Source organism: Leptospira bandrabouensis, from assembly GCF_004770905.1.
GTDB lineage: Bacteria > Spirochaetota > Leptospiria > Leptospirales > Leptospiraceae > Leptospira_A > Leptospira_A bandrabouensis.
In genome coordinates this window covers 50,548-76,164 of record NZ_RQHT01000010.1, presented here as the reverse complement: position 1 = coordinate 76,164, position 25,617 = coordinate 50,548, and the positions used below count along the sequence as shown (strand labels likewise).

The 25,617-nt window shown below is 37.0% G+C and carries 23 protein-coding genes; 13 read left to right on the top strand and 10 right to left on the bottom strand.

What is annotated here, in order from left to right:
* Positions 1-82 precede the first annotated feature (82 nt).
* Positions 83-820: a pirin family protein gene (locus tag EHR07_RS02480; protein ID WP_135743619.1), complete on the bottom strand. Its 738-nt coding sequence runs from the start codon at positions 818-820 to the stop codon at positions 83-85.
* A gap of 108 nt (positions 821-928) precedes the next feature.
* On the opposite strand from EHR07_RS02480, the gene EHR07_RS02475 reads away from it, so the two are divergent.
* The 6 genes from EHR07_RS02475 to EHR07_RS02450 are packed head-to-tail and all read left to right on the top strand — an operon-like array spanning position 929 to position 9,619.
* On the top strand, positions 929-2,509 hold the full coding sequence (locus tag EHR07_RS02475) for a methyl-accepting chemotaxis protein (protein WP_135743618.1): 1,581 nt from the start codon (positions 929-931) through the stop codon (positions 2,507-2,509).
* A 5-nt stretch (positions 2,510-2,514) separates the two neighbouring features.
* A complete protein-coding gene (locus tag EHR07_RS02470; RefSeq protein ID WP_135743617.1) occupies positions 2,515-3,816 on the top strand; it encodes a caspase family protein in 1,302 nt (433 codons plus the stop codon).
* Positions 3,800-5,314 carry a Kelch repeat-containing protein gene (locus EHR07_RS02465; protein WP_135743616.1) on the top strand — a complete coding sequence of 505 codons (1,515 nt, stop codon included), beginning with the start codon at positions 3,800-3,802 and terminating at the stop codon, positions 5,312-5,314. The genes EHR07_RS02470 and EHR07_RS02465 overlap by 17 nt, the downstream gene beginning before the upstream one ends.
* The gene (locus EHR07_RS02460) at positions 5,301-7,151 is read left to right on the top strand and encodes a Kelch repeat-containing protein (protein ID WP_135743615.1); all 1,851 of its coding nucleotides are present in this window, start codon (positions 5,301-5,303) and stop codon (positions 7,149-7,151) included. Before EHR07_RS02465 ends, EHR07_RS02460 begins: the two co-directional genes overlap by 14 nt.
* Positions 7,144-8,904, top strand: coding sequence for a Kelch repeat-containing protein (locus tag EHR07_RS02455; protein ID WP_135743614.1), 1,761 nt, complete (start codon positions 7,144-7,146; stop codon positions 8,902-8,904). The genes EHR07_RS02460 and EHR07_RS02455 overlap by 8 nt, the downstream gene beginning before the upstream one ends.
* Before the next feature lie 7 nt (positions 8,905-8,911).
* Positions 8,912-9,619, top strand: coding sequence for a hypothetical protein (locus EHR07_RS02450; protein WP_135743613.1), 708 nt, complete (start codon positions 8,912-8,914; stop codon positions 9,617-9,619).
* 19 nt (positions 9,620-9,638) lie between these two features.
* Here EHR07_RS02450 and EHR07_RS02445 read toward each other — a convergent pair whose 3' ends face one another.
* The 7 genes from EHR07_RS02445 to EHR07_RS02415 are packed head-to-tail and all read right to left on the bottom strand — an operon-like array spanning position 9,639 to position 16,862.
* Positions 9,639-9,977 (bottom strand): nucleotide pyrophosphohydrolase, encoded by a 339-nt coding sequence (locus tag EHR07_RS02445; RefSeq protein WP_135743612.1) that lies wholly within the window; start codon positions 9,975-9,977, stop codon positions 9,639-9,641.
* Positions 9,964-11,109, bottom strand: coding sequence for a hypothetical protein (locus EHR07_RS02440; RefSeq protein ID WP_135743611.1), 1,146 nt, complete (start codon positions 11,107-11,109; stop codon positions 9,964-9,966). The genes EHR07_RS02445 and EHR07_RS02440 overlap by 14 nt, the downstream gene beginning before the upstream one ends.
* 2 nt (positions 11,110-11,111) lie before the next feature.
* Positions 11,112-12,608 carry an MBOAT family O-acyltransferase gene (locus EHR07_RS02435; RefSeq protein ID WP_135743610.1) on the bottom strand — a complete coding sequence of 499 codons (1,497 nt, stop codon included), beginning with the start codon at positions 12,606-12,608 and terminating at the stop codon, positions 11,112-11,114.
* Between the two features lie 9 nt (positions 12,609-12,617).
* On the bottom strand, positions 12,618-13,904 hold the full coding sequence (locus EHR07_RS02430) for a hypothetical protein (protein ID WP_135743609.1): 1,287 nt from the start codon (positions 13,902-13,904) through the stop codon (positions 12,618-12,620).
* A gap of 15 nt (positions 13,905-13,919) precedes the next feature.
* The gene (locus EHR07_RS02425; RefSeq protein ID WP_135743608.1) at positions 13,920-14,507 is read right to left on the bottom strand and encodes an LIMLP_18675 family protein; all 588 of its coding nucleotides are present in this window, start codon (positions 14,505-14,507) and stop codon (positions 13,920-13,922) included.
* Positions 14,504-15,547, bottom strand: a complete 1,044-nt coding sequence (locus EHR07_RS02420; RefSeq protein ID WP_135743784.1) for a glycosyltransferase family 4 protein — start codon at positions 15,545-15,547, stop codon at positions 14,504-14,506. Before EHR07_RS02420 ends, EHR07_RS02425 begins: the two co-directional genes overlap by 4 nt.
* 22 nt (positions 15,548-15,569) lie before the next feature.
* Complete coding sequence (locus EHR07_RS02415) at positions 15,570-16,862, bottom strand: glycosyltransferase family 87 protein (RefSeq protein ID WP_135743607.1); 1,293 nt, start codon at positions 16,860-16,862, stop codon at positions 15,570-15,572.
* Positions 16,863-16,925: 63 nt separating this feature from the next.
* Here EHR07_RS02415 and queA point away from each other — a divergent pair, with 63 nt between their 5' ends.
* From queA to pnuC, 7 genes are all read left to right on the top strand, one after another.
* The gene (gene queA, locus EHR07_RS02410; RefSeq protein ID WP_135743606.1) at positions 16,926-17,972 is read left to right on the top strand and encodes a tRNA preQ1(34) S-adenosylmethionine ribosyltransferase-isomerase QueA; all 1,047 of its coding nucleotides are present in this window, start codon (positions 16,926-16,928) and stop codon (positions 17,970-17,972) included.
* 27 nt (positions 17,973-17,999) lie between these two features.
* Positions 18,000-19,037, top strand: coding sequence for a hypothetical protein (locus tag EHR07_RS02405; protein ID WP_425270280.1), 1,038 nt, complete (start codon positions 18,000-18,002; stop codon positions 19,035-19,037).
* Complete coding sequence (locus EHR07_RS02400; protein ID WP_135743782.1) at positions 18,997-19,527, top strand: FlgO family outer membrane protein; 531 nt, start codon at positions 18,997-18,999, stop codon at positions 19,525-19,527. The genes EHR07_RS02405 and EHR07_RS02400 overlap by 41 nt, the downstream gene beginning before the upstream one ends.
* Before the next feature lie 111 nt (positions 19,528-19,638).
* On the top strand, positions 19,639-21,894 hold the full coding sequence (locus EHR07_RS02395; RefSeq protein ID WP_135743605.1) for an aconitate hydratase: 2,256 nt from the start codon (positions 19,639-19,641) through the stop codon (positions 21,892-21,894).
* A gap of 69 nt (positions 21,895-21,963) precedes the next feature.
* Positions 21,964-23,115: a hypothetical protein gene (locus tag EHR07_RS02390; RefSeq protein ID WP_135743604.1), complete on the top strand. Its 1,152-nt coding sequence runs from the start codon at positions 21,964-21,966 to the stop codon at positions 23,113-23,115.
* On the top strand, positions 23,115-23,792 hold the full coding sequence (locus tag EHR07_RS02385) for a class I SAM-dependent methyltransferase (protein ID WP_135743603.1): 678 nt from the start codon (positions 23,115-23,117) through the stop codon (positions 23,790-23,792). The genes EHR07_RS02390 and EHR07_RS02385 overlap by 1 nt, the downstream gene beginning before the upstream one ends.
* Positions 23,793-23,957: 165 nt before the next feature.
* On the top strand, positions 23,958-24,617 hold the full coding sequence (pnuC, locus tag EHR07_RS02380) for a nicotinamide riboside transporter PnuC (protein WP_135743602.1): 660 nt from the start codon (positions 23,958-23,960) through the stop codon (positions 24,615-24,617).
* 104 nt (positions 24,618-24,721) lie between these two features.
* On the opposite strand, the gene EHR07_RS02375 is transcribed toward pnuC, so the two are convergent.
* Together EHR07_RS02375 and EHR07_RS02370 are read right to left on the bottom strand one after the other, a co-directional pair.
* Positions 24,722-25,102: a DoxX family protein gene (locus EHR07_RS02375; protein ID WP_135743601.1), complete on the bottom strand. Its 381-nt coding sequence runs from the start codon at positions 25,100-25,102 to the stop codon at positions 24,722-24,724.
* Between the two features lie 39 nt (positions 25,103-25,141).
* Entirely contained in the window at positions 25,142-25,603 is a 462-nt protein-coding gene (locus EHR07_RS02370) for an SRPBCC family protein (protein WP_135743600.1), read from the bottom strand.
* Positions 25,604-25,617 lie beyond the last annotated feature (14 nt).

The window sequence follows — 25,617 nt, the reverse complement described above, 5'->3', positions numbered from 1 at the left end:
GTGGAGAGATTCAAAAAAATAAATCGGTAAATCCCTAAAAAAAGGAACCCACTTTCGCAAGTTCCTTAGATCCATGTGTTTTTTATTTCATCGGGACTTCAATGACGAGAAGTTCCGATTTTACTTCTGCTTGGAATTTGTATGCATCGTTTCCCCAGTATCCAACTGCATCTCTGCGTTCTAATACCGTATCTTCGACTTTTAGTTTACCACTAATCAAAAAAGCAAAGATTCCTTGGTCAGGGGAATGGACTGCATAAGAAAGTTCCTTCCCGGGATCGAGAGTTGCCAAAGAAAAGTAGGCATCTTGGTTGATCCAAATGGCTTCCTCATCAATGGGGGAAACTACGGTTTGGAATTTGTTGATTCGACCCGCTTCTGTAAAAGTCTTTTGGGCATACCGTGGTTCGATACCAGCCACTTTAGGAAGGATCCATATTTGCAAAAAATTGACTTTCTTCTCATTACTATGGTTGAATTCCGAATGAAGGATCCCAGAACCCGCAGACATAATTTGTACGTCTCCAGTGCGGATGATACCATTCGTACCTGTACTATCTTTGTGAGCGAGCTCACCGAATAAGGGAATAGAAACGATTTCCATATTTTGGTGTGGGTGTGTACCAAACCCCATACTTGGTTCTACAATATCATCATTGAGTACACGAAGTGCGCCAAAGTTTGTTTTTTCGGGATGGTACCATTGTCCAAAGCTAAAGGAATGGTGGCTGTCCAACCATCCAAAATTAACATGTCCACGCTCTGATGCGGGGTGGAGTTTTTTATGTACGGAATTGCGATTGGTATTTAATGTTTCCATATTGAATAGTTTAATATTAAACTATAATTTGTCAACTGAGTTTCTCCTTTCAGAAAGCAAAAAAAGAAAATCACTTCCCATTCACTTTCCCTTCAGGATCATCATCCTATGTCGAGAACTAGTTTAGAACCTATAAAAACAAAAAAAAGCTGGGTAGAATTAGGTCCTGTGTACGTGAATCGAGTCAGATTTCTTTTGGCAGGATTCTATATCATCGCTACCCTTGGATCATTTAAAACATCAACTACACTCCAAACCATGAGTTATTTGGTAGGAATTACATGTATGTTTTTATATGGCGGGTTACAGGCTTATCTTTTCAAAAAAGAAAGGTTAAATGCCTTTTTTCCGAAGTTACTCATTATTTTGGACATAACGGTTTTATTTGCGGTCACTGCGTCCGGGCTTATGGGTGGCAGTACAGTAGCTGCTGATTTAATAAAAGCTCCAACCTTATATGTGTTATATTACTTTTATGTAGTATATTCTGCATTTTTGTTTTCAAGACGAACACTTCTTATGAGTACATATTATTCTGTTTTTTGTTTGATCCTTCTACTAGTGATTGGTTTTGGTCAAGGTGTTGAGTTTAAAGAAGCAGAAGGTGTCCAAAGTCTACAAGGTACTGTTGCTATTTCAACGGAGGTATTTAAAATTCTTTTTTTAATTTGTTTTGGATATTTGACTTCAGCCGTTCTCAATTTATTAAACGAAATTAAAAACGAATCGGAAGAAAGACAAAAAATTGCTGAAACTGAAAGAACAACTGCAGACAACTTAAATCGTGATTTGGTTCAAATTGGTTCTGAACTATTTAAAACTTTAAAATCAATTCGCGAAATAACGTCAGATTTTAATTTTCAAATTGAATCACAGGACAAATCTATTCATGAATTGACAGAGTTCGTCTCCTCATTTTCTGAAAGTATCCAGTCTTCTGTGGATAATATTGGAAGACAACACAGCCAAATTACTTTGTTAAATCATAAGTCTGATACACTCAAACTGAGTATTTCAGAAATTGGGGTAGTAGTAGAAGAATTAAATTCTAATATGAGTGACTTTCAAGATAGAAGTAATGTCCTCTCAGGAACCGTTAAAAATTTAGAGGAAAGACTTCGTGCGGTCAATGATTCTCAAAAAGAAGTGAGTGAAGTAAACGATATTATGGCAGAAATTGCAGATAGAACGAATTTACTGGCTCTCAATGCCTCCATTGAAGCAGCAAGAGCTGGGGAACATGGAAGGGGTTTTGCTGTCGTTGCGCAAGAAGTAGCAAAATTAGCCGAAAATTCGAACGAAAATGCCACTAAAATTAAAAAAATCATCACCAATTCAAATAGGTTTATCCAGGAAGGGACGGAACTTGCTTCTGTTTCTCTGAAACAAACCGAAACACTCCAATCTAAGTATGAACTTTTGAGTGGGGTGATTAGAACTGCGACAAACAAAATCAGTTCTCAAAAAAATATTAATAATGAAGTACTGGAGTCATTAGATTTAATCGAATCGATTTCGAAACAACTGGATGAAGAGTCAAAAGTTTTGAATCGAGATAAAGATCAAATGATCGCCGTTGTACAAAAAATGGAAGAAATCAACAGAGAAGTGGTGATTAATGCTAGAAAAGTAGGAGAGAATACTCTAAGTTTGGAAAAACAAGCCGAAGATTTGGCTGTTCACCGCTAATATTGATGAAATCAAAAATTCTAATATTCTTATTTTTTACTGCACCGACAATAGTTGTTGCTGATCCTGGACCAAAACGAATTGGGTTTATTGTTGGTGTAAGTGAATATAAAAATTTAACTTTGGGTGATTTAAAAACTGCTAAAAACGATGCTTTGGGTATAACCAAGATTTTATTCAGTTTCGGCTCCTATAATCGTATCCAAACATTAGTTCAGGAAGGTTCTGCAAACTCAACCCCTACAAAATATAATATTTTAACGAATTTTGAGGCCTTGTTAGAGGAAACTAATCCAGATGATTTATTGGTATTTTATTTTTCAGGGCATGGGGTTGTCGATTACAATGACAGGGTCTATTTACTTCCAGAAGACGCTAATCCCTTAACTCCCTTTGAATCAGGAATTGCCGTAGAACAACTTCTTGAAATGACAAGGAAGTTTAATCTAAAGAGAGTTGTTTTTTTTATTGATGCTTGTCGTAATCCAGATGATGGAAAAGGGGAAGAAGGTCGGAAATTTTTAGTGAATACCTCATTTCGTGATTCCGAAATTGTTTCCGTTTTTTATTCCACAAAAGTTGGTTACTCCAGTTTTGAAGACCCAAAGTCAGGTTATGGAATTTTCACTAAGTATCTGATTTATGGATTGGAAGGAAGGGCGGACTCTAACTTTAACGGGGAAGTTTCTTATTCTGAATTATCTAATTATGTAATTACTTCATTGAAGGAATGGAGTAAAACCAATCAGAAGTTACAAAAACCATACACAAAAGAATATGCGGAGAAATCCGAGGATACCATTCTAACGTATGCGGTCAATCCTGAGACCTCTTTGACGGACGCCCCGCTGTTTAATCCATACAATCCTACTTATGCCTTCCGATCGTTTTTGTTTCCTGGGTGGGGTCAGTATGCAAGGGGACAAGAGGACAAAGGTAAAATTTATATGTCTATCTTTACTTTGGGAGTTCTTTATGCAGGACTTCAATATAAAACTTATATGCAAGATAAATCAAATTATGAATCTGCCATTGGTATTCCTCCTAACCCACGCGTAACGGAAACTGTCGCATTAAATTATTACTTAATTGAACCGTATCGACAGAAGATGGAGTCATCCAGAGCCCACTTGTCACAAGCCCTCACCGTACTTCTTGTTTTGTGGTCGGCAAATGTGTTTGATTTTTATCTGTTGGGACCCAATCCTAAGGAAAAGTCGGGAGTTTTACTCGAGTTTGATTGGGAAAACCAAGGTGGTATGGGAATTGACAGGGTTGGGAAGTTAGGATATGCGATGCGGTTTTAATTTACTATTAGCATTACTATTAATTCACTGTGATATTAAAAATAATTCGCAAAATATCTTTGATCCCACCACTTTTGCTGGAGGGACTGCTGCCGTCTTATCAACGTTAGTTTCAAGGGACGAAGTAGAGATCAATTCCCGATACAAGTCCACTGACTATCCTTCCTTTGTAAAAACGGAAATCCTGGATTTGGATTTGAATCTTCCAGTAGCAAAATACTTCGAAAAGAAACATTTCCGAGTTTCCGAAAACTATAAAGATGACCTGGTATTGCGGGATGTTTTCCCTTTATCTGAAACTAAACTTCGTGTATTATTTTCTGTTTCTTCTCGTTCGGAATGGAGAGACCCAATTTCAATTTTCATTCAAAAACCAGACTCACTGGTTGATTATTCTTTTTCGGGTAAGGTATTAGAATTCAAATTTCCCTATCCACGTTATATTGGTTCCATATCCGAAGCAAAAGGTCAAATTACAACAATTCCTTTGTTAGATGGCAGAATACTTTTGGTAGGAGGAGTTTCTATTTTTGGGAACACACTGTCTACGGTAGAAATATTTAATCCTGAATTAGGGACTTCAACCGTTCTTCCTTCGTTAAATCAAAGTTTGACGAAAATGGCGATTTGTTCTGATCCACAGGGGAATATTTATGTTTCTGGCGGGAAAACTACAAGGACAGATCCTTCAATAGATTCTCAAATCAACGATCGAATATATAGAATTAATGTAAACAATCAAACTGTGGTCGAACTTCCCATACCAATGCAAAGGAGACGAGTTGGACATACAATGGTTTGTTTGTCTAATGGTGATTTACTGATTTCTGGTGGACAATTTCGAGTTGGAAGTGATGAACATGCAATCTCTAATGATCACGAATATATTTCAATACAAAATGGAACTTCCACATTATTAGATTCCTCTGCTAACTTTCCTATTAATACATTGTTTCATTTTGCAGAGTATGATGAAAATAAACATCGTATATTGTTTTTTGGAGGGAAGGATCGTCTCTCTGTTTATGCAATCTATTCAAAAGTCATTTATAGTTTAGATCTTAATTCAAAAACGATTTCTACTTTGCCTGTAGTACTACCTACTTCCAGATCAAGTGTAACCAACATACCTGTGCCTGGTGGTGACAGATTGATTTTGGGCGGTGTGACGGGAAGTGGAGTTGGTTCACGAAGTATAGAATCATGGACTGAAGAAGGTTCTATCACGAAAACTCATGGATTTACTAGTAGAATCAAAAATGAAAGTGCCATTGTAACTTTTTCAAATGCGCAAGTTCTCTACACAGGTGGAGTGGATACATATTATAAATCAGGAATTTTAGAACTTTATGATCATGTAGAAAAGAAAAACTTTTTAGTCGATACAATGATGGATGCTCGTTCAGAACATTCTGCGATACAAACCGCAAAGGGGATTGTTATTTTCGGTGATTCTGCACTTGCTGATAAAAAGGTAGAGTTGTATGGTAAAGACTAAATTTTTTTTTCTAATCGCTTTACTCATATCTTGCAAAATAGGGACAGGTAAAAATTTATTTGATCCGAATTCTCCTGTCAGTTTAGGACTCCTTCTTTTGGGTTCGGAATCAGTAGTGACTATGGAATTTTCTACCAATCGGGTGCAGCCAGGTGGAGTTATGTATGTATCCACTAACCATGATTTCACGACAAAGACTGAAGGTCTGAAGTTGCCTATATCTGGAATCAGTGATGATCCTATTTTGAAAATTATTCCTCGCAGTAAGTTTTTATATGAGATTCGAATGAATCCTTCCGTTACGTCAGGTAAGTTCCGTATCAATCTTAAGGATTATTATTCAAACGAATCGTTGCTTGTGAATCCAGAGAGTTTTGACTTCGAAATCGATTCAGAGCCCCCTATCCTAGAACTACGTACGGGAAATGGAATCGATATTTCTGAACTAAAATCTGGGTTTTTGGATATAGTTTCGAATGAAGATATTGTTTGGGACGGAAATTTGTCTCAAGTTTCGCTCTCAGGGACTGCAAAAAATACTCTTGTTGTTTCTGATGTCATCGCTTCTCCGCGCAACATACGTTTGTTATTTGCTGGAAATCCAAATTCAAATGGCGGTATTTTAACAATTTCTTTTGTGGACATTCAAGATAAAGCCTCAAATTCACAAGGGACATTGATGTTGCCTATTAATGTTTATGCTTTTAAAAGTGGGCCAAACTTAAATGTGCCAAGAAGATCCTGTGTTGGCGTTGAGTTAGATGATGGTCGCCGTATGGTTCTCGGCGGGAAAGCAAAAAAGGATTTTATGTTCTATGGAAATGGAGCATTAAATCATGCAGAATTTTATGATTCTGTTGCCAAAAATTTCGTACAAGCTCCCGACATGGTATATCGTCGCCAAGAATTTGATGCTGTTAAACTCCTTGATGGTAGAATTTTTGTCGCGGCAGGTTTAGGTGATAAAAATGGAACATCCAACGATGGATTAACTTCAACTGAGGTTTATGATCCTATTACGAATACTTGGACTGAGGGGCCAGAGTTATCTGTCCCGCGTTTGTTTCATAAAATGACAGTGCTTCCAAATGGCGATGTTCTTGTAGTCGGAGGAATGAGTCCCTATAAACCAATTCAATCGGTTGGATCTGTTGAACTAGTTCATATCACAGAAAATCCTGCTTCAATGACTGTAGAATTTATTGGAAACCTAAGTGATTCTCGAGGTAAACATACACAGATTTTTTCTAAGGAAGCAGGTAAGGTAATTATCTTTGGGGGAGAACGATCTGATGTATTTGGTCCATTGTCAAATGATTTTACTCCGAATGCGTTGGAATCAATCGAGATTTATGATATCAATACAAAAACTCTCTCAAAGTCCACGGCAAAGTTATACAAAAGATTTAACCATTTTGTTTATGGATTAAAAAATGGTGAGATTCTAATTTTTGGAGGTATAAATTCTAGGTTTGATAACGCGCAACCGGTGTTACGTGCACAAATTTATAATCCCATTACGGATACAATCAGAGATCATAAAAATTTATTATTCGGAAGAGAGTATGGTTCTTCTTTTGTTTTTCCTTATGGAAAGGATCAAATCATTGTCGCTGGAGGTTTAGAATATCGTACAGTCAATGGTTCCACATTTGATTCGATACAAGAAACGGAATCATGGTCTGAATCGAATTACAGATTTTATATGACCAGTCGTTCTTTAAATGCACGTTGGGATGGTTGTAATATTCGTTACAATTCAGTTGGTGGCGGTATGATCATCGGAGGTAGGGTTGGTGATATCTTAGGAAATACGGAGGAATACAGTTTTGAATAAATTGATTTTTCCTATTTTGTTTTTTGCTATCGGATGTATCATTCCCGAAAAATATGGAAATCCTTTTGATCAAAAATCAAGTGGTGTTCTATTCCTCAGTACCTTTTTCGAAAAGGCACCTTTCCGTTGTGTAAATCAATCAAATCAAAAATTTCTTGGAACAGTGGACCAAGTTTTACTGCAATGTAACAGAGATCTTGCAAATATCGATGCAAATTTTCTTGCAGAGTCTAATCAAAAAGTTTTTTCGAATGTGAGTTTTTCAAAAATTGATAAGGATCGATTGTTGGTTAAGTTTGATCCAATAACCGCTGACGGGAAGTATGAACTGAATTTATTGGGAGTGGTATCTAACTCTGGTGAAACCCTTATTGATGATATACTTCCGATCATCATTGATACACAAATCCCAAGTATAAATTTAGTTGGTTATATTCCGATTACCGATTATACTTTTTTTTCGTCCCACTATTGGGATTTTACAACATCTGAACCATTGGCAGTTTTTAATCCTCCCATCTTAAGTGGATCACTTGCTTCCGAGGTGATTCTCCGTTCAGTACAAAAAGTGAATGAAACCACATACCGTGTTTACTTCGAGGTCAATTTTTCTTCCAATAGTCCTGGTTCGCTTACGATGCATTTTTACAATTCACAGGATAATGCTGGCAATGAGGTATCCAATTCTTTAACGATCCAATTGATTGGATTGGTCCAAGGACCAAATTTACACCATGCCCGGTCGGAATTTGATGCTTTCCAAAATGCCAATGGTGATGTGATTGCTATCTATGGTTTTACTTCTAGTGCGGAAATATTGAGAAAAGGTGCTTCTAGTTTTGTTCTCACAAATCCTAGTTTGCCCTATATTTCTAGAGGTGAACGTGGTGTGATGTTAGATGGAAAGAATCTTCTAATTACAGGAGGAACGCAAGCACCTAGTCCGTATGCCATTACTTCGAGTTATATTTTTGATACAGAAACAACCGCCTTCACACCGACAGGGAATATGAATGGACGCAGGCATTTGCATAACATAGTGAAACTTAAGGATGGCCGAGTGATTGTGTTAGGTGGAATTAGCGAGTATGATTTTGATCCTATGACAACTGATGTATTTATAACTTTAAACACTGCTGAGATTTATGATCCATCTACCGGAATTTTTACTGAAGTGCCCAATCGAATGAAAGTGCCTAGATCATTTTCATGTTCTGTATTGCTTGATGATGGTCGAGTATTTATCATTGGTGGAACAAATGGAATTTTTGCACCTAAAGATACCACGGAATTTTTTGATCCAGATACTCAGACATTTTCATGGGGACCCACCTTACCAGTACCAGTTGGTGCCTTAAAATGTATGAAATTAACTGACGGGAACGTGCTCATTTATGGAGCGCAGTTATCTAATTCCAATAATTCTACCATGTTATATGATCTAACTCGAAATCAGATACTTACGGTTGCTAACTCGCAGTTTAGGCGAGAATGGAGTTTTGCGCAGGAACTACCAGACGGTGGAATTCTTTTTTATGGTGGTGGATATAAATACAATACGAGTGAACCAAGTCGTGTAATGGAAAAACTTGATTATGGAAAAAGTAATAATTTTTTCAACATGGGAATGGCAAAGTACAGCATAACAAAACATAGTGGTGTGAAATTTTCTGATGGTACTTTGTTTTTTCTAGGTGGAGAAATTGGAGGAGCTTTCCATTTGGAAACAGAGTATTACGGGTTATCTAATTAGTTTTTTTATGCCTCACGATAACGGTCTCATTTATGGCTCATTTAAAAAAATTTGTATTCCTGAATTAGAATTAAAAGAAGAAGCAGAGATTCTTCGTCCGTTTTTAACTTCGCTAAAAAAGGATTGGGAAACTGGTCAAATATCCGACAGCCAACTTACCTTCCAAATAGTATTGTTGTATTTAGAGAGACGTGTAAAAAAACATCCTTTCCTTAGGATGGGGAAACCACTTCCTCACAGGAACCAGTCCCAAGAATTTTTAGAAGTAGTTCGGTTTTATGGAATGCCTGATACCGTACGTTTTGCACTATGGAAGTGGCATATAGGTGAATGGGACATTCGACTCATCGATTACAATCCTAGCTCATTAGAAATGTTGGAATCACAAAGTAATGGTTATCGATATTCTACTATCAGTTGGACACATGCGATCGAAGGGAGTTTGGTCGAAGGCAAACGTGATGCCTTTGAACATTTGCTTCATGACTTGGCTCATGCCTATATGTTTTTTCGAGAAGATTATGATTTTGAAGGTCAAAAACGTTTTTTTCAAGAAATGTACCTAGATTATTCCAAGTATGAGAATGAATTAGAGGCCAATCCTATTTTTCGTACTAAGTTTGATTATTGTATTTCGGATATGAATTCCCATCCAGCTCACCTCTCAGCGTATTGGAACGCCATTCGTAGAGAAGCGGGAATTTTTGTTCAATGATAGAGTATAGCAAAGATAGTTATAGTTTAGGATTGTTTTTGTGGCGGTCTATATCTCGTTTTGTATTTTTTTTAATCGTTGCACGAATGGCATCTTGAAGGGAAATTCCCATCTGGTTAGCTAAACAAGTCAGTACAAATAAAATATCACCAATTTCGTTTGGTATGTTATCTTCTGATTCTCCTGATTTGAATGATTGGTCTCCATACTTTCTTGCCATTAGCCTCGACAGTTCGCCGACTTCTTCCATGAGAATGGCAAGATTGGTGAGCTCTGAAAAATATCTGACTCCTATATTTTGAATCCAATCGTCTACTTCCGATTGCAATTGATTCAGAGTGGTATCATCGTTTCCCAAGTTTTTTCTCCAAATCTTTGGCTAAAATTTTTGTGAATTCTTTCATCCCTGCTTCATTTAAATGAATTAAATCAAAACAGTATTTTCCATTGGAATCTCCAAGAGAATCTTGAAGATCCATTTCATCAAGTGGTTGGAATGGAGTTAATGCATTTGATAATCCCTCATGCCAAACTTTCATTCTTCCTTCGTTATTGACTTTTCGAATTACATCAGAATAAGGTGCAAAGACATTGATAATATGTATTTTACGTTCCCCAATAAAGTTATACATTTTTTTTAATCGCCTAAAGTATCTTTCTGTATCTTCAGTTGCATTGGAATCTTGAGGAACTACACTGGCAATGCCACATGTTTCAAACAACATTCGTCTGTGATCTGGATTTGATGCTTTGGGGATCTCTAAGGGAAGGTGTAAGGCCAATCGATTTAGGCAATCATCTACACTTGTCAGGTGGTATTCATCAATGGACTCTGGATGATCGTTTTCATAATCCCAAGGATTCAAATTTGGGTTTTTGTTTTTTCGGGAAATGGCTTTTAGTCTTTCATTAAAGTTAATCACCAAATCAGACAAATCTTTACGATAGGCCACGGATTTAAAAATCAAATAAAGATAGTTTGAAAATTCTAGATTGTATTCGAAATCGAGGACAGTCGGAATTGCTTTGAAGTTTCCAAGTTCTGATAACATTGCCAGTGTCGGATCTACTACATACTTCCGATCGACCCAAGGCATACCAGGTTCCATCACATGGAGGATGATTTTTACGTTAGGGAATTTATCTAAGTATTCTTCTAAAATCCGATGTTGTACTACAAGTTCTGAACCGCGAACAGCAATCGATTGAGTTTTCCATCCAGTTTTTTGTAGTTCTTCGTTAAGGAGGCGAATGCTAATACCTTCGAAGGCCACAGATGTACCAACGATCAAAATATCTGGATCCAAAACATCTCGTTTGGAAACCACATGTTCTGTGACTCGGTTGATATTGGATGCATAGGAATTTTTCTTTAGATATGGTTTGTACAAACCAAATTGCAGTAAACATTCCAGCGTTAACAAAAAGATGATGGCAGTGACTAATTTTTTATCAGTCAGAAATGAGATGGTTTCTTTATGTAAGCTCATAATTAAAATTGAAAGTAGAGAAAGTTCTGACTTTCAGTAACTCCAAATAGTAATAGTAACAAAACGTTTACAATAACAAAGGTAGTATATTTTAGCCAACTTCCTGTCAGAAGAGTAGGAATTTGTCTTTTGGAAAAAATGTAACTCGCAGTAAAACAAATCAAAAGCAAAATTCCGAATCGGTAGTTATTCCATCTTGCAATTGGTGCTACAGAATCATTTAGGAAAAGAAGGGCCTTCATCATAGGGACTGCTTTTTCCATTGTTTCCGCACGGAACATGATAAAACCAAATGCCAAACAAAACATGGTAAATACGCGCGCAAATAAATCATAAACTCGGCCACCTTTTCCGTTTAAGTATTTTGCGAGCGTGGTATCTCCATAAAATTTGTGAGAAAGTAACATGGTCCCTTGCCAGAGACCCCAACCTACATAGTGGTAGGCGGCACCATGCCACAATCCAGCAAATAACCAGGTGATCATAATGTTACGAATGTACATAATGACACTTACTCTTGAACCACCTAACGGGATGTAGATATAATCTCTAATCCATGTGGAAAAAGAAATATGCCATCTGGACCAATGATCTGCGATATTTCTGCAAGACATAGGGAAGTTGAAGTTTGGATTGAACTGGAAGCCAAAGAGTCTAGCAACTCCTATTGCAATGTCGGTATAACCTGCGAAGTCAAAATAAATCTGCCATCCAAAAGCAAGAGCACCTGTCCAAATTTCAATTGAGTTTAAGTTTTGGTAATTGGAAAACGTGGAGTCAACCACACGAGCCAGGTTATCTGCAAAGACAATTTTTCGTGTGAATCCGATTAAGATTAATGCGAATGCAGCATCAATATTCTCTTTGTACACACCGAGACGAAAATCTAAGTCGCGGAAAAATGTTTCTGCACGTACAATGGGTCCTGCTACCAGTTGTGGAAAGAAAGCAACATACAAAGCAAAATCCAGAAAGGATTTCCGTGCTTCTATTTTTCGATTGTATACATCAATGGTATAACTCATTGATTGGAATGTATAAAAAGAAATTCCTACGGGAAGGATAATGTTTTGTTTTGCGAATTGGAAGTCACCTAAAAGATGGATGTCGTTAATGACTCCGAGTAGAAAGTCCGTATATTTGAAAAATCCAAGTGTTCCAATGTTGACTACAAGAGATAATACGAGTAACCATCCTCTGGCACTATCCCCATCTTGTTTTTTTTCAATGAGTCTTGCAGCAAAGTAATCAATGATCGTTGAGAAAATTAGAATAAAAACATAGGGATTGATTTTAAAATCACAATAGAGTCTATCTGTATAAAACTTGAAACCATCGGTGGCCATCGCCGTACAGGAAATAGACGATGGTTGCCAAGCCATGTAAAAATAGTAGCTAGTGAGTAGGAAAAAAAGTTTTTGCCAACGGTTCTTTAAAAGATTCCCAACGATGATTGTGATAAAGAAGAAAACTAAAAATTCAAACGAGTTAAATAACATTTTTTTATCCTAACGGTAAATTGTTTCTTCGGCTAATTTTTCAACGGGTCCTTGTATACCTTCTGTGTATCCAAATTTTGGGCCAATGGATCTGGGAAGGGTAGAAAAGGTAAAATTGGTACTGAAATAAAACAGAAATAAGACCAGGTAAACTGTATGGAGAATTGCATTAGAAAATTTTGGAAACAAAGGGATCGATAACGATTGAAGTGTAAAAGAATTTAAGATCCAAAGGGCAATGGTAGTTCCTACCCAAAATTCAAAAAAATATCCTTCCCACCATGTATAAAATCCAATCGACGGGAGAATCCAAAACACCATAATTAATAATTCCTGTTTGTATCGGACCCACATAGTACGGAAATTCAAAATTCCCAAACTCAAACTAAAAATCCAGAATAAAAGATTTAAATTGTAGGGAAGGTGTTTAGGGTTTTGAAAGTCAAAAAAGTTCACTCGAAACTTTGGAATTACGTTTTGGAATACAAGAAACGCATCTCCTATGCCTCGATAGAAATACAATACATAGTTTTTTTCTTCGCCAAGGCTTGTTCCCCAGCGGTTGATGGCAGCATATAAGAACATCCAAAAAGAAAAATGTTTTTCATCAAGGGGGCCAAGTCCCCTTTTTAGGATAATGAATCCAACAAATAAATACGAGAGGATAGTGGCAACACCAAGACATGTTAAATAGATGAATATGATTCTGAGTTTTTTTCCCAATGACCGATTCGGTGAAAGAAATACTGCCATTGGGACCATTCCGAAATGAATCACATTCGATTGATGGAAGTAGATACTAAAGAGTTGGATCACCCATAGAATGACTAAATGTTTTGCTTTTAGCCCTGATCTTAAAAAGTAAACTGTAAATAAAAACAAAAGAGCCATCAAACAAGAATGGATGAGAGGTGTGTCATTGTGTAAACTATAGAACCAAAAAGCTTGGCTCACTTGAATGACTAGGGCTAAAATGACTGCTAAAACTATATCTTTATATAACTTATAATAAATCCAAATAAAGAGTCCTAAAAAAAATAAAGAAAAACTAAGGATCCTCAATCGCAAAAAAAACATGATATCCGTGGTTGGATAAATGGAACGGAGCATTTTCCAATAGAGTAATCCTGATGATTCAAATCCTAAATGGTGTGGATTAAAAAAGGCAGATTCTATTCTATCTTTTTGAATGTTCAGAGCGTAAACACAAGAATCCCAATCGAAGGCTCGGGAAAGATACCTAAGATGAAATAAAAAAAGAAATAATAGTAAAAGGAGAATGAATAACTTCTTCAAAAGTTTGGTTCCACTCTAACGTTTTAAAATCCGATTCACGATGGTTTTATTTTTTTTGTAAGGGAAAAAATAAGGAGTCACAAAAAGAGTTTTTCCATTTTTTCCCCAAACCAATCGGTTCCATCCTAATAAATCACTAAGTCCACCATGTTCGTATCCTAACTCTACACCATCAGTTTCTAAGTTGAACTTAATCAGTTTTTTGCCGAATCCAAATTTTTGAATTTGCCAAATTTCATTTTTTACAAAGACGGTTCGTATGTTCCATCTGTTTAAAAGACGACTCATATCGATTAAGAGAGAGGTTGCAATGTAGAAATAAACAAAAGCAGAAAGATAATGATAATATCTAAGTTCATCTAAAAATGGAATTTTCAAAACCTTCGTAATTTCTAAAACTCCCACAAACCAATAAAAAAACTTACCCAAATAATAAATATAAGGCAAACTATAGGTAAAAAATAAAACGGCAAAGAGAATGAGTAATAAGGAAGGAATCGGATTTACCGTTAACTCATCGTATAACGATGTTCCAAAGTAAGCGATTTCTCTTTTGCTTTGGAATTCTTTCCATTTTGATATCCATTTATTGATGATTTTCACTGAAAAATTACCTCTTCAATTTTTTTTGCTGTTTCTTCCCATGTCCATTGTTTGGCGGGAAATTTGGGAGATCTTGATTTTTTTGGTCCGGACATCAGTTCAAAACTACGAGTCCAATCCTTTGTTTCTTTGGCTGGAACATAGAGATCACATTTGTCTGAAAGAATTTCTTTAAAGACGGGAATATCGGAAGCAACACAACGTTTGTCCTCTAACATTGCTTCAAGGAGTGGGAGGCCGAAACCTTCATGTAAGGAAGGGAAGAAAAAAACCTTACATTGTTTAAATGCTTCTGCCAGTGTTGCATCATCTGGATTTTCCCAAAATTGAATTCCTAGGTTTTGGATTTTTGGATCTTTTAATTTTTGGTATAAAAATTCACCTTCTTCTCCCCAACCTTTTCTTCCCATAATGAGGAGAGAGTTTTTGTCCTTTGGATGTTTTGTTTTAAAATCTAAAAAAGCATCTACTAATCGATTGATGTTTTTTCTTGGTTCTAAAGTACCTACTGTTAGAAAAAATTCTTTTGGAAAAGTAACTTTTGGTTTTGGTAATTTCTGTTTTGAAACACCAGGATAAACCACAATGCATTTTTTTTCACAGTCTGGGCGAAAGGCCGCGATTTCTCTTTTTGTATTCTTGGACAGACAAAAAATTTTATCTGCATTCTTTAGTGTAATGGGAGAGAGTAGTTTGTGTTGCCAATAGTTCCATTTGGCCATTGTTTCCGGTGCGGAAATAAAATTAAGGTCATGATAGTTCACATAACTTGGTATAGGGAGTTTTAAAAACGGTAACATCTGTATGGTGGCCCAAAAAACTTCGATACCATCTTGTTTGAGACGTTTGGGTAAAACAAAATTCAAATATATGGGGCCTGGGATTTTTATTGATTCCAAAACCACTTTTGTATTGGGCCCAAGTAAGTCATGAAACACAGGATGGATCGGTTTGTTTGTATAAAGAAAAAATTCTTTTTTTGTATATTTGGGTAATATGACTTTAAGGACTTCGGCTAAATACCGAGAATTTCCAGTCATCCCGTAGGCAAGAGGCCTAACATCAATTCCGATTTTCTGTTTCACGTAGAGCAAACCTTACAATATAAAAATACAAGAGACTGGTGGAATAAAATAAAATAGAAAACATAGATAGTGTTGCTTCGATTTTTGAACCGACGAAGGTTCTATGTGAAAGAATTGGTAAACTCAAAATCAAAATAAGAATAGTTAATTCTTTTTTGTTGTTTGGTAAACGAATCACCTGATTCAAAATAAAATAAATAGGGATCAAACAAATGATAAAACTATGAATCCAACTAATTCCACTAAAAAGAGCAGAAATTAAAAACAATAGAGAAATGATTTCCCATTTTTTATTTTTCTTTCTCCAGAGTAATAGAAGAGGAGTCCCAAACAAAATGATAAAACCAAGTTGGATAAACTTTAACATGGGAAGAGATAAAACCAAAAAAGGTAAACTGTAGGTGGGTTGGTTCATCAAATCTGCACCTGGAACAAAATACTTTGCAAGTGTAGAACTTAAGGATTGGTTATTTTTCCAAGAACGAAGTAGGGGGTTACTAAAAGCATTCCCTAAAATTTCAGTTAGCCATTCGTTTGTCATTTGAATGGTATAGTCCCAATTGTAAAGAAGTGGGGCCGCATTCCAAACAAAAATTCCGAAAAGAAACCAGAAGATTCGTTTGTATTGTTTTTCATAAATATAAACAAAAAGGAAAACGAGTGGGGTAATCTTAATGCTTGTGGCAAGTGCCAAAATCATTCCACTCTGCCAATCTGACTTTATAGTTAGTGATACTAACACAAGTAAAATGAGAAGTAGCCCAACTTGATTATTTTGGATATGGCTTTCTAAAAAACGAAAGTTGAAAAGGATTGTGGTGACTAGAATTAAATATGGATAGGGAGACTTTGGGTTGGTAATTTCTTTATTTTGGAAAATAAGATAAAGAATGGCTAATAAAGAAAGCGAACTTACGATTTCAAAGAGAAGAGCTGCATTGGGTTCTGAGAGATAGGTAACGGGAATGAGTAAAAAGGAAAATAGAGGAGGATAAATATAAGTTGCTGTTTCGTTTTGCAGAGCCGTTAAGAGGTGAAAATTTTCAGGTAAGAATAGATCTTCCATTTTTTTCACTTTGGACTGGAGTTCGAAAGCGGCATCAAACCGGTAAAGGTTCTCACCTGTGGCCCAACGTTCTGCCGCATGGTAATAATCCAAAAAATCCGATTTTTGTTTGGATCTAGAGACGGACAGGGCAAAAAAAATCACAAGCAGAACGGTGAGAATCCATTTCCCACGTTTCTCTAGGGTTTCTAAAAATTTCCACATAGTTCTCCTACCATTCCCAATATTTCTGGTTAATTGACAAGGTTTTCCCAAGGCTATACAAAGATGGATTTTTTACAGGAATACGATTTCCACCTCCCCGATGAACAAATTGCCAAATTTCCCTTAGAAAATCGAGATGAGTCTCGGCTTTTGGTGGTAAACATAGGGCAATCAAAGTTTTGGGAAGCACCATTGTTTCGAGACATTTTGGCGTTGGTTCGTCCCGGAGATGTATTTGTATATAATGAGACAAAAGTATCAGCCCGTCGTGTGTATTTACAAGTGGAATCTGGCCGCATTCATGAATCGATTTTTTTGGAATCGTTAGATCCATCCGACAGAAGTTGGTTATGTATCTTAAAAAATAGGGCAAAATTAAAGTTAGGTGAAAAACTTTTCCCAGTGGGTTTTGAAAATTATCAGTTTTCCTACCAAGGACCAAAAGAAGAACTTTCCATTTTATTTTCCGAAAGTCCCATTTCCGATTCTGATTTTGGAATTTTTGGAAATATACCCATTCCACCTTATCTCAAACGAAATGTGACAGAAGAAGATAAAGTTCGTTACCAGACTATTTTTGCCAACCGTTCAGGATCTGTGGCTGCTCCCACCGCTGGACTCCATTTTACAGAAGAATTAAAAGAGAACGTCCTAAAAAATGGTGCAGAATTTGTCCCTGTGGAATTACAGATTGGTTATGGGACATTTCGTCCACTGACTCCTGAACAATGGGAAACGAAAACCTTACATAGGGAAAAGTATTTTGTTTCCGAGTCCACAGCATCAAAGTTAAACGGTGCTAGAAAAGAGGGGAGAAGGATCATTGCCGTAGGAACCACTACACTTCGCGTCTTAGAAACTGTATTTGATTCTCAATTAAAGAAATATAAGGTGGGATCAAGTCAAACTGACATCTTTTTGTCGCCAGGTGACAATATCCAATCAGTACAAGGCCTGATCACTAACTTCCACTTACCAAAGTCCAGTCTTTTGCTTTTGGTAAGTGCGTTTGCAAATACCAAACTAGTGTTGGATGCTTATCAGTACGCTCTACAGAACAGGTTTCGTTTTTATTCTTATGGAGATTCAATGTTCCTTTTCCAAAAATAGATTTACATTCATCTGAATTTAGGAAATATGTTTCATAGTCTCTCTATGTACTCCCCGAAATCTTCGGTATTTGTTTCTTTATTCTCAGGTCTAGGTCTTCTGGGGGTCGTTTTTTTTGCGCCCTTAAAAGACACAGATATCAGGGAATCTGAATCGTCAAACTTGCGTAAGTTGGAAGATGGTTTGTCACGCCAAGTTAGATTGGGATATGAAACAAATGTTGTGGGAAGTCAATCTTCCGAATATAAAAGTAATCTTAAATTCCTTTCTTCCAATCCTTTATCTGGTTATAAAAAAGAAGTACAAACTACCTCACAATGGAATCCAATTGCAAATACTGGTTCTAAATTGGATTTTGATTTTTCTCCCCAGACAACTTTAGTTTGGGATGCAAAGTTAAGTGGAGAGCCGTCTCTTTCGCAACCTTCTCTTGTTGGTCCTGTTCATCCGTCGGCAACACTCATCTTTCGTCAATTAGAGGCCAATAAACGCTCATTATATGATCCTAGGCAATCGTACGAATTCCAAGGAAGTTTTAATCCATCGCAATTTTTGAAAGTGCAAACTGCTGTGTATAATGTAAAAACAGAAAACCCAGTTTCCGCCTACGGTGCCGAAGGTGGTAAGTTTTCTTTTTTTTTCGGCAGTGACAAAATCCAATTAAATTTAAAATACAATTACGTAAATCCAAGGCCCGGTACTGTTCCTCTCGGTCAATTTGGGTTTGGTTCAGCCCAGGACAATGCTTCGCTTGGTCTTATCTTCTTTTTAGGATCTTCGAAAAGTTATTCACTTTATGTTGGGAACCAAATTTTCAATGTATTTAATGATCCGCTCTTACATATCAAAGATCAAAATGGTAGGTCTCCAGAAACTTTCTCTGCCTCCTTTCGTGGGAAACATCCTGGCAAACTAAAAACCACTTTTTTTCTTAATTTTCAGAACCAATTTTATAAAGACGGTATGCTAATTGGGGTTCCCGGTGGTTATATGTATGGGAATGGGTTTAATGGAAAATCGTTTTATGAATATGTTACATCACTTGGGATGGAACTTGCGTTTTAAAATTTTATTTTTTGTTTTTGTCTTACTAAGCATTAGCGCATGTTATTTGGGGGACGAGAGGGAATCTAAACCTCAGAAAAAAGTTGTTCCTCCTCTAGAGCAACTTGCAGTTTCTCTTTCTGAGAAAGGTTTTTACTTCCAACCACAAAGACTTGTTGTATTAACTTTTTTAGACCAGGAAGGCAAAAAAAGTCCGTATGGCGAAATCCTAGCAGAGAAACTCACAACAGAACTTGTGAAAAAAGACAGATTCCAAATCTTAGACCGCTTGGCCAACCAAAAGGTTTTAAAAGAAGCAGGTCTCGGACTTGATTCTCCTACCGACACCGCCACCTTGCGCAAAATAGGCGATGTTTTGAAATTGGACGTTATCATTACAGGAATTGTGACACCATACCAAGACGGAGTTTTTGTCAATACCAGGCTTATCGAAATCAAATCGGGCCTTATCCTCAAAGCGGATGAAGTTTATGTCCGCATTGACGGCTAAAAAAGATACAGGTTCACACAAGTGAGCCAAATTTACTGATTTTAGCACTTGTAGTTTAATTTTCGATTGATTCCCTTTTTTCCTGCGGTCTGATAGGTATAAGAGGTTCAGATGGCATTTGATATAGAAATGATTGCGGCACGTTATTCCAAAATGGAAGCGGCCATCGCACAAGCCAGGAAGGTAGTGGGTCGACCCCTCACACTTACAGAAAAGATTTTATACAACCACCTTTGGGATGGAAATCCAACAAAGAGTTTTGGTCGCGGTGTCGACTACGTTGACTTTGCACCAGACCGTGTGGCGATGCAAGATGCAACAGCGCAGATGGCGCTTCTCCAATTTATGCAAGCTGGTCGTAAAAAAGTAGCGGTTCCCTCCACCGTTCACTGTGACCACTTAATCACAGCAAAAGACGAATCCGGTGTGGATCTTGGAATTGCTGTTAAAGAAAACAAAGAAGTATATGATTTTTTATCCTCCGTTTCTAATAAATATGGAATCGGTTTTTGGAAACCAGGTGCTGGTATCATCCACCAAGTGGTTTTAGAAAATTATGCTTTCCCAGGTGGGATGATGATCGGAACAGACTCCCATACAGTAAACGCTGGGGGACTTGGAATGGTTGCCATCGGTGTTGGTGGAGCTGACGCTTGTGATGTGATGGCCGGTCTTGCTTGGGAACTCAAATGGCCAAAAGCCATCGGTGTCAAACTTACTGGAAAGTTAAATGGTTGGACATCCGCAAAAGATGTTATCTTAAAAGTGGCAGGAATCCTCACTGTGAAAGGGGGAACTGGTGCGATTGTAGAATACTTTGGTCCAGGTGCCGAAGCCCTCTCTTGTACTGGGAAAGGTACAATCTGTAACATGGGAGCAGAAATTGGGGCAACCACTTCTACTTTTGGTTATGATGAATCCATGGAACGTTACTTACGATCCACTAACAGAAGTGATGTGGCTGACCTTGCTAACAAATACAAAGCACATTTGACTGCTGACCCAGAAGTGTATGTAGATCCATCCAAATACTTTGACCAAGTGATCGAAATTGATCTTAATACATTAGAACCATACGTAAACGGTCCATTCACTCCAGACCTTGCGACTCCTATTTCCAAAATGAAAGAAGAAGCCACTAAAAATGGTTGGCCACTCAAAGTAGAAGTAGGTCTTATCGGATCTTGCACTAATTCTTCTTACGAAGATATTTCAAGAGCTGCCTCCCTTGCCAAACAAGTGGCTGCCAAGGGTTTAAAAACCAAAGCAGAGTTTACCATCACTCCTGGATCGGAACTAGTTCGATACACCATCCAAAGAGACGGGTTCATCGATTCCTTCCATAAAATTGGAGCGAAAGTTTTCTCTAATGCTTGTGGACCTTGTATTGGAATGTGGTCTCGTGTGGGTGCAGAAAAAAAGGAAAAGAACACCATTGTTCACTCCTTCAATCGTAACTTCCAAGCACGCCAAGATGGAAACCCAAACACTTATGCTTTTGTAGCTTCTCCAGAAATCACTACGGCACTTGCCATTGCTGGGGACTTAGGATTCAATCCACTCACTGACACTTTAACTAACGAAAAAGGCGAGCAAGTAAAACTGGACCCACCTACCGGGGAAGAACTTCCTAACAAAGGTTTTGCGGTAGAGGATGCAGGTTTTGTGGCTCCGGCGGCAGATGGTTCAGGAGTGCAAGTCATTGTAGATCCAACATCCACAAGATTACAACTTCTTGCTCCATTCAAAGCATGGGAAGGCACTGACCTCAAAGGTCTAAAACTCCTCATCAAAGCCAAAGGAAAATGTACAACAGACCATATTTCGATGGCGGGTCCTTGGCTTAAGTTTCGTGGTCACTTGGATAATATTTCCAATAACTTACTCATTGGGGCTACTAACATCTTTAATGGTAAAACCAACGAAGTAAAAAACCAACTGAACGGAAACTACGAACCGGTTCCGCAAACCCAAAGAGCTTACAAAGCACAAGGGATTGGATCCATTGTGGTTGGGGATGAAAACTACGGCGAAGGTTCTTCTAGGGAACATGCGGCAATGGAACCAAGACATTTAGGTGTCAGAGCCGTTCTTGTAAAATCCTTTGCGCGGATTCACGAAACCAACTTGAAAAAACAAGGGATGTTGGCTTTGACTTTTGCAAATAAAGACGACTACGATAAAATCCAAGAAGATGATGTGATTGATATTGTAGGACTCACAAGTTTTGCCGAAGGAAAACCGCTTACACTAGTTCTTAATCATAAGGATGGGAAACAGGAAGAAATTTCTGTGAACCATACTTACAATGCGCAACAAATCGAATGGTTCAAAGCAGGTGCTGCTTTAAACCTGATGAAAGCGTAAGTAAACCAAAGAACAAAACCAAACAGTCGCCAGGTCCCATTGATCTGGCGATTTTTTCCTTCTCCAAAAATGCCAAAACAAAAATCCAAACCGAATGCCACCGCAGAGGAATCCCTAATCTGGACGGGCGTTTCGTCCAACCAAACCAAGGCTCAAAAAGAGTTTAACGATGCTCTGCGTAAACATAAGGAAACCTTAGAACGTTCAAAAGAAATTGAACCTTTATTTCGACTAGTCAATGAAACTTATTTGAATGAAGTTTTGCCAGAGTTGGAAAAACAGAAGAAGTTGGAGAAAGAACGATTTGCAATTATGTGTTCCATTCTTCTGGAAGAAAAACTTTCCTTTGGAAAAATGCAAAGAGAATTCCTGCGGCGTTACCTTTTGGAAATGTGTAACGATTCCATGATGGAAGACACAAATTTTTATGGGCCACTGCGTGATCAGTTAGAAACCAAATTTGAAAAGATGGAGAGGCTGCGGTATAAAAATCAAATGGAAGCCAGGATTAAAAACACCTTTGGCATTGACATTGATTTGGATGACATGAATCGTACGGGGTTTGATTCAGAAGAGGAAAGAGAGTCACACGAAGAAAAGTATAGAGAGTTTCGCGAAAAATATGAAGAGTACCGGTCGGAATATTTTAGAGGCAGAGATTCCAATTCGAATCATCGCAAAAAATCAAAAACACAAAGCCAAAAAGAAAAAAAACAATTAGAAGCAGAAAAACTACTTAGCACAGACATCAACACCTTATTCAAAAATTTAGCCAAACTTATCCATCCTGATAAAGAACAAGACCCTATATTACGAGAACGTAAATCTAAACTTATGACTAAACTTTCTAGTGCCAGAGATACTATGAACATCGCAGAAATTTTAGAAATTAAGTTACAGGTTGATGAACTATTACCAAACGAACAAACTAATGTTTCATTTCATGATACTTCCATCAAACGATTTGTTGGTATCATCAAATCAAAAATACGCGAGTTAGAAGATTCCATCAGGCAAAGATTTTTTTCTCATCCACTTATGGCTGATTTTTCTGAAAAAAAAATCAGTAAGGAATCGTTGGATAAATATCTAAAACGAGTTAAACTAGACAATCAAATGGTGACGAAGGCCTATGAAAAGGAAGTAAACCAGCTGACTTTGGAACCAAAATACATTAAAGAAATGATCAAAGAATTACAAAGTCTTGGGGTTCAATTTTAGTGAAAGGATTCTTAAATAAAAAAAGTTTTGGCCTCGGTAAAAATGGCAAAAAGTTTGATGACTCGTATTGGTCAGATATCTATGGCAATGGTTTGGATGTAGATGGTTCTTATAATGCCAAACAACATGCGGAATACTTAAAAGCACTCTTTCAATTAATGGAAATTCCTGTTTACAAAATTGCCGATTTTGGGTTTGGAAAAGCTATTTTACTGCGAGAGATGGTAAAAACATTTTCTCCCGTAAAAGTATATGCAGTGGACGCATCCAAAGAAGCTTACGAAGACCTAAAGAAAAAAGACTGGGTCAAAAAATCTGATAAGTATCATATTTATCACGAATCTCTAGAGACACTCAAACTCCCCAAATTGGAAAAAGAACCCGTGGAACTTGGGATTTGTAATTCAGTGATTCAGTATTTGCCAGATTCGATGATCCCCGGTGTTTTGGAAAAAATGGCAAAGTATTGTAATTATTTGTATTTTACAGTTCCAACTAACGAAGATTATTTGGTTATGAAAGCAGAAATGAATTTCATTGATCCTTATGCATTCTCTAGGTCCAAAAAAAAATACAGAAAATGGATTTCCCGTGATTTTGAAATAGTAGGTTATAATCTTCTGCAAAGTAAGTGGCTAGGGGAGAAGGGTTTTAAGGAAGATTTCTTTCGAATATAGACTTAGGCAAAACAGTTTAACTTATTAAAGTTTGTTTTTTTTATTTTTGTTATTGTATGAATGGTCTGGTTTTGGTTTAGGAAAGGTTCTCACAGAGGATACATTTTGTATCTTAATCGGATTTTGTGGGATTAATGAGTAAGAACCTTCTTTTAGTGTCTTAATATGTTCGATTTGTCCTTAATCTTTTCAAAAGAACTTCAAATTTTCTCTGTATTCGGTAATCCGATAAGTCTGATTGAACTCCTCGGCACAAGCACAGGACTTCTATGTGTTTACTTAGCCTCAAGAAATCATATCCTTACTTGGCCTTTTGGGATTTTGACTTCTATTTGTTTTTTCTGTTTATTTTTCCAAATCCAACTTTATTCCGATATGTTGTTACAAATTTATTTCTTTGGATCTAGTGTGTATGGTTGGATCGTTTGGCGGAAAAAAACTGGTGTTTATGTAAAAATTCAATCTATAGGTACATCAAAAAACTTGGTTCTTGTTTTAGTGATTCTTTTTGGGACTTATTTCTTGGGAGCAGTTACAAGTCGATTACCAATATGGTTACCAAACATTTTTACAAAACCACCTGAATTCTTGTATTGGGATGCGTTTACCACTGTGGGAAGTATCGTTGCTAACTTTTTACTGGCTCAAAGAAAGTTGGAATCTTGGTTTTTATGGGTGTTTGTAGATATAGTTTGTATCACCATCTATTCCTTAAAGGAAATTCCCTTCGTGACTTTGGAATACATTGTGTTTTTACTCATCGCATTTTATGGATGCCACCATTGGTATCAGGAATATAAACTAAATCATCATTCCTTGGAATGATGTCTCGATCGAATGAACAGAACTAAAGGGAGTCGTATGTTTGGACCAACTTTGTTTGAAGGTAAGTTGATCCAAAATCGTTTTTTGGAAAATGGTTTCAGTCACTATTCGCTTTTGATTTTTCTACCTTCAGGTCGTAAATACCAAGAAATCACTGTGAGTGATAAAAGTAGCAAAGAAGGAAAAATTTCTCCGAATGGATGGCCACAGGCGATATGGGAAATGGCTGCCCCAGACATGGCAAAGAAAAATCCAGCATAAGCCCATTCTTTCAACAAAACAAATTTTGGTGATAAAACTGCCACAACACCGAGCAGTTTCCAAACCCCAAGAAGCGTAAGAAAGTAAGTAGGGTAACCTAGTTGGTTGATTTTTTCTACTTCTTCGGGAAGTTTGATTAGTTGTACAATCGCAGTGGATACCATCCCGAGTGACAACCATAGGGTAAAGAACCAATAAACAATTTTTTTAGTTTTTTCTGACATCTCATTTCTCCTAAATTAAAATATAATTCCGAATCAATCTTAACCTTTGATTATTTCTTCCAATCGGTTATGCGCCATATTGATTCCCTTAGCAAATGGCATCTTTAAAATTTGGTCTCTTTGTTCGACTGACTTATAAATAATATGCATAACGAGTTTGCTTTTGGTTTCCGAAATTTTCTGAAATTCAAAAAACTCAAGTTGAATCGGGAAACCTGTATTTTCCATTTCGAAGGTACGCACAAAACTTTCATTTTCTTTGATATTGAGTAAAACTCCATTGGCTCGAAACAATACGACTCCTTCTGGATTTTTCGTTTCAAAGATCCAACTTCCATGATTTTTTGCTTCAAACTTAAGGACCTTGTTTCCCATCCATTGTTCGATGAGTTCAGGTTCCGTGTGAGCTTTAAATACTAAAGAAGTTGGTAAATCAAATTCTCGTTCGATTCTTAACTCTTGTTGGCCGTCTTCTGCATACACTTTTGTTTTGAGTTCCATTCATTTCTCCTCTA

What these genes read in the sequence shown, in the direction of transcription:
- EHR07_RS02480 (WP_135743619.1), bottom strand. Translation starts at nt 820, where the DNA reads ATGGAAACATTAAATACCAATCGCAATTCCGTACATAAAAAACTCCAC.
- EHR07_RS02475 (WP_135743618.1), top strand. Translation starts at nt 929, where the DNA reads ATGTCGAGAACTAGTTTAGAACCTATAAAAACAAAAAAAAGCTGGGTA.
- EHR07_RS02470 (WP_135743617.1), top strand. Translation starts at nt 2,515, where the DNA reads ATGAAATCAAAAATTCTAATATTCTTATTTTTTACTGCACCGACAATA.
- EHR07_RS02465 (WP_135743616.1), top strand. Translation starts at nt 3,800, where the DNA reads ATGCGATGCGGTTTTAATTTACTATTAGCATTACTATTAATTCACTGT.
- EHR07_RS02460 (WP_135743615.1), top strand. Translation starts at nt 5,301, where the DNA reads ATGGTAAAGACTAAATTTTTTTTTCTAATCGCTTTACTCATATCTTGC.
- EHR07_RS02450 (WP_135743613.1), top strand. Translation starts at nt 8,912, where the DNA reads ATGCCTCACGATAACGGTCTCATTTATGGCTCATTTAAAAAAATTTGT.
- EHR07_RS02440 (WP_135743611.1), bottom strand. Translation starts at nt 11,109, where the DNA reads ATGAGCTTACATAAAGAAACCATCTCATTTCTGACTGATAAAAAATTA.
- EHR07_RS02435 (WP_135743610.1), bottom strand. Translation starts at nt 12,608, where the DNA reads ATGTTATTTAACTCGTTTGAATTTTTAGTTTTCTTCTTTATCACAATC.
- EHR07_RS02420 (WP_135743784.1), bottom strand. Translation starts at nt 15,547, where the DNA reads ATGACTGGAAATTCTCGGTATTTAGCCGAAGTCCTTAAAGTCATATTA.
- EHR07_RS02415 (WP_135743607.1), bottom strand. Translation starts at nt 16,862, where the DNA reads ATGTGGAAATTTTTAGAAACCCTAGAGAAACGTGGGAAATGGATTCTC.
- queA (WP_135743606.1), top strand. Translation starts at nt 16,926, where the DNA reads ATGGATTTTTTACAGGAATACGATTTCCACCTCCCCGATGAACAAATT.
- EHR07_RS02405 (WP_425270280.1), top strand. Translation starts at nt 18,000, where the DNA reads ATGTTTCATAGTCTCTCTATGTACTCCCCGAAATCTTCGGTATTTGTT.
- EHR07_RS02400 (WP_135743782.1), top strand. Translation starts at nt 18,997, where the DNA reads ATGAATATGTTACATCACTTGGGATGGAACTTGCGTTTTAAAATTTTA.
- EHR07_RS02395 (WP_135743605.1), top strand. Translation starts at nt 19,639, where the DNA reads ATGGCATTTGATATAGAAATGATTGCGGCACGTTATTCCAAAATGGAA.
- EHR07_RS02390 (WP_135743604.1), top strand. Translation starts at nt 21,964, where the DNA reads ATGCCAAAACAAAAATCCAAACCGAATGCCACCGCAGAGGAATCCCTA.
- pnuC (WP_135743602.1), top strand. Translation starts at nt 23,958, where the DNA reads ATGTTCGATTTGTCCTTAATCTTTTCAAAAGAACTTCAAATTTTCTCT.
- EHR07_RS02375 (WP_135743601.1), bottom strand. Translation starts at nt 25,102, where the DNA reads ATGTCAGAAAAAACTAAAAAAATTGTTTATTGGTTCTTTACCCTATGG.
- EHR07_RS02370 (WP_135743600.1), bottom strand. Translation starts at nt 25,603, where the DNA reads ATGGAACTCAAAACAAAAGTGTATGCAGAAGACGGCCAACAAGAGTTA.